Annotated in this window: 4 protein-coding genes and 1 riboswitch; all 4 genes read right to left on the reverse strand. The window is 27.6% G+C overall.

Annotated features, from left to right (window positions below; genetic code table 11):
- Positions 1–42: 42 nt before the first annotated feature.
- Genes C7380_RS13340 through thiM form a run of 4 tightly spaced genes read right to left on the reverse strand, consistent with a single transcriptional unit; the run spans position 43 to position 3,191 of the window.
- Positions 43–315, reverse strand: a complete 273-nt coding sequence (locus C7380_RS13340) for a thiaminase II/PqqC family protein (RefSeq protein WP_109606732.1) — start codon at positions 313–315, stop codon at positions 43–45.
- Complete coding sequence (gene thiD / locus C7380_RS13345) at positions 312–1,778, reverse strand: bifunctional hydroxymethylpyrimidine kinase/phosphomethylpyrimidine kinase (protein WP_109606733.1); 1,467 nt, start codon at positions 1,776–1,778, stop codon at positions 312–314. The genes C7380_RS13340 and thiD overlap by 4 nt, the downstream gene beginning before the upstream one ends.
- A complete protein-coding gene (gene thiE, locus C7380_RS13350) occupies positions 1,775–2,401 on the reverse strand; it encodes a thiamine phosphate synthase (RefSeq protein ID WP_109606735.1) in 627 nt (208 codons plus the stop codon). Before thiE ends, thiD begins: the two co-directional genes overlap by 4 nt.
- Positions 2,391–3,191, reverse strand: coding sequence for a hydroxyethylthiazole kinase (thiM, locus tag C7380_RS13355; protein ID WP_109606738.1), 801 nt, complete (start codon positions 3,189–3,191; stop codon positions 2,391–2,393). Before thiM ends, thiE begins: the two co-directional genes overlap by 11 nt.
- Positions 3,192–3,225: 34 nt before the next feature.
- Positions 3,226–3,336, reverse strand: a riboswitch (TPP riboswitch).
- Positions 3,337–3,441 lie beyond the last annotated feature (105 nt).

The raw sequence follows: 3,441 nt of genomic DNA on the forward strand, positions 1-3,441 counted from the left end.
TTTATGACACTTAGTATTCCACCAGATATTCCGATTTGAACACTAATTATTTTTAAACTTTAAAAAGATAATTCCACTATAAAATCCGAAGACCCAATTATTTAAGATGATCAATTCTTTTTCATTTCTTGCTTTTGATGCGATGATATTTAAATTTTTAATGGCTTTGAAAATATAATCATAATCATCTTTAATATATTTTATAAATTTATTTTTTGGAAGAATACCTTGAAAGATCTCTATTATAAAAGGATTATTATTTATTTTTTCTATTATTAATTTATTTTTTGATTTTAAAAATTCTATATTAGTCATTTTTTAACACCTTTTATTATTACATAATCTCCATGAGTATACCCTGATTTTGGTTCTTCTTCTATTATGTTTGAGTATTTTGGATGCATTGTAAGTGTTTGAATATATTCAATATTTTTTATTCCATATTCTTTCATTAAATCAGAAACTTCTTCTACAGTTGCCCATTTAACATCTTTTAAAAACTCTAAAGGATAAGGATATTCAGGAGATATTTTTTTATCAAATTCTCCTTTTAAATAAGATAGATCATATAATAAAGGAAAGGAAGATTCTTTTGGTAATATTGAAACTATAATTTCTCCATTTTTTTTACATACTCTTACAGCCTCTTGTATAGATTTTCTTTTATCATTTACAGATGCCATTATAGTGCCTAGATAAACATTTTCCCAACTTTCATCATCATAAGGTAACTCCTCTGCACATCCTATTTTAACATCTAATCCTTTACTTTTAGCGAGTTTTGCCATATCTTCTGAAGGTTCTATACCCTCTTTAATTCCAAGTTCTTTTGCAAAAAGACCATCTCCAATACCCACAGCAAGAGTTTTTTCGGGATTTTTTAAAGCCTTTTTTTGTGCTTTTAATTCATTTTCGAATAATATTTTATTTGATTTGAACCATTTATCATAATCATTTGCATGATATTTAAAATGTTGAATTTTTGCTGGTTTTATATTATGATTCAGTGGGCCATGTCCATGTCCAATATTTTTAGGGGCATATTTTATAGCCTTTGTTATGAAATCTTTAGCTATAGTTAAGGCATCTTTTAATGTATAATTTTGGGCTATTAATGAAGTTATTGCTGCCGATATTGTACAGCCAGTTCCATGAGTGTTTTTTGAATTGATTCTTTTTTCTGAGTATTCATAAAAATTAAATCCATCATATAAAATATCTGTTGCAATTTCACCTTTAAAATGTCCCCCTTTTAAAAGAACATTTTTAGCTCCTTTTTCATATATTTTAATACAGGCATTTTTCATATCTTCTATATTTTTAATAGCCATTTCACTTATTATTTCAGCTTCTGGTATATTAGGTGTTATCAGATATGATATTGGAATTAATTCTTCTATTAAAAATTTTTCATTGTTTTTTTTCAATAGAAATTCTCCACCTTTTGCAACCATTACGGGATCTAATATTATTTTATCAAATTTATATTCTTTTAATTTTTTTGCAATAGTTTTTATAGTTTTTTCTGTTGAAACCATACCTATTTTTAATGCATCGGGTCTTATATCTTCAAAAACCATATCTATTTGATCTGAAATTATTTGAGGATCTATGTCTTGAATTGATTTTACCTGTTGTGTATTTTCAGCTGTTATTGCTGTTATTACAGACATTCCATATACTTCAAAAGTATGAAAAGTTTTTAAATCTGCTTGAACACCTGCTCCACCACTACAATCTGTACCGGCAATTGTTAATGCTTTTGCTTTATAATTCATATATGTTCCTCCTCTATTATTTTTAAAAATTCTTTAGTTGTTTTTTCGATATCTTTAGAACATAACAAGGCAGATATTATACAAACTCCATCTATATTAGTTTTTAAAACTTCTTTTATATTTTTTAAATTAATTCCGCCTATTGCGGCAACAGGTATTTTTATTTTTTTCATTAGTTCTTTTAAAGATTCTATTCCCATATAATTGGCATCTTTTTTAGTCTGAGTAGAAAAAACCGCTCCAGCACCTATATAATCAGCACCTTTTTTTTCAGCTATTAAAGCCTGTTCAATATTTGAAGCAGATACACCAATTATCATATTTGAGGCGTATTTTTTTACTATTTCTATAGGCATATCATCTTGACCTATATGAATTCCATCTGCTTGTATTGCAAGAGCAATATCTAATCTATCATTTATTATCAATGGAACATTATGATGATTACAAATTTTTTTTAGATCTTTTGCAACTTCTATCATTTGTTTTGTATCGGTATTTTTTGCCCTGTATTGTACACAAGTTGCACCACTTTTTACAGCTTTTAAAACACTTTCTCTCTCATCCATATAATTACTGTCAGTTATCATATAAAGTTTTAATATTTCTTTATTAAATTTCATTTATTTCAACTCTTTTCATTTTTGAAATAGTTTCTTTATTTAATTTCATTAAATTATCTAAAAGTTTTATTTTAAAAGATCCAGGAAATTTTTTTTCCCTTTCAGAAATTTCAGCTGCTATATTAAAAAATTCAACAGCAGAAATAGCTGCTTCAAAAGGATCTGTTACAGAAATAAAAGCACCTATTAAAGCACCTAAAGAACATCCAGCCCCTGTAATTTTTTGTAGCATTTCTGATCCATTAAAAATTTTTGCAATTCTATTTCCATCACTAATATAATCAATTTTTCCAGTTGTAACTACTGTACAATCAAATTTTTTAGCTGTTTCTATAGTAATTTTAGATGTAAAAGATTCTTCAGAAATAGTTGCATCTACTCCACGAGTTTTTCCTATTATTCCATTTATTGCTGCTATTTCTCCTGAGTTTCCTTTTATTATTTTTGTATTAGCTTTATTTATTAATTCTATACTTAAATTAGTTCTCAATTTACTGGCGCCAGCACCAACAGGATCTATTATTACTGGAATTTTAGTTTTTTTTGAAATATTTGCTTGAAATCTCATTTGATCTGAAGTTGTTTTATCTAAAGTTCCAATGTTTAAAAGGAGTGCAGAAGCTATATTTTGCATTTCTTCTGCTTCTTCTTCACAATAGGACATTATTGGAGAGGCTCCGCTACTTAAAAGAACATTGGCTGTAAAATTTGTCACCACATTGTTTGTGAAACATTGTATTACAGGATTTTTTTCACGCATTTTAATGAGATTTTCTTCTACGAAATTCATATAATTTTCCCCCTTAATATAAATATTATTTTTTATTTTATATATTATCCATCCCTCCGCCAGTATTACCTGGATCAGGTTCACGGGTTCCAGATTTGCTATATCTGTCTCAGCTCCAGCAATAGGAGCACTCCCTGGAATTTCTTTTTTATTTAGGGTATTCGGATTTTATGGTGGAAAAGGGCCTATAAGTTACTCTTTTCCAATTTCTTAATAAGTGTGGAAAAATCTACACCATAGTTGCCTGTTT

The organism is Oceanotoga teriensis (genome assembly GCF_003148465.1).
GTDB classification, from domain to species: domain Bacteria; phylum Thermotogota; class Thermotogae; order Petrotogales; family Petrotogaceae; genus Oceanotoga; species Oceanotoga teriensis.

Coding starts and splice junctions, on each gene's coding strand:
- C7380_RS13340 (WP_109606732.1), bottom strand. CDS start 315: ATGACTAATATAGAATTTTTAAAATCAAAAAATAAATTAATAATAGAA.
- thiD (WP_109606733.1), bottom strand. CDS start 1,778: ATGAATTATAAAGCAAAAGCATTAACAATTGCCGGTACAGATTGTAGT.
- thiE (WP_109606735.1), bottom strand. CDS start 2,401: ATGAAATTTAATAAAGAAATATTAAAACTTTATATGATAACTGACAGT.
- thiM (WP_109606738.1), bottom strand. CDS start 3,191: ATGAATTTCGTAGAAGAAAATCTCATTAAAATGCGTGAAAAAAATCCT.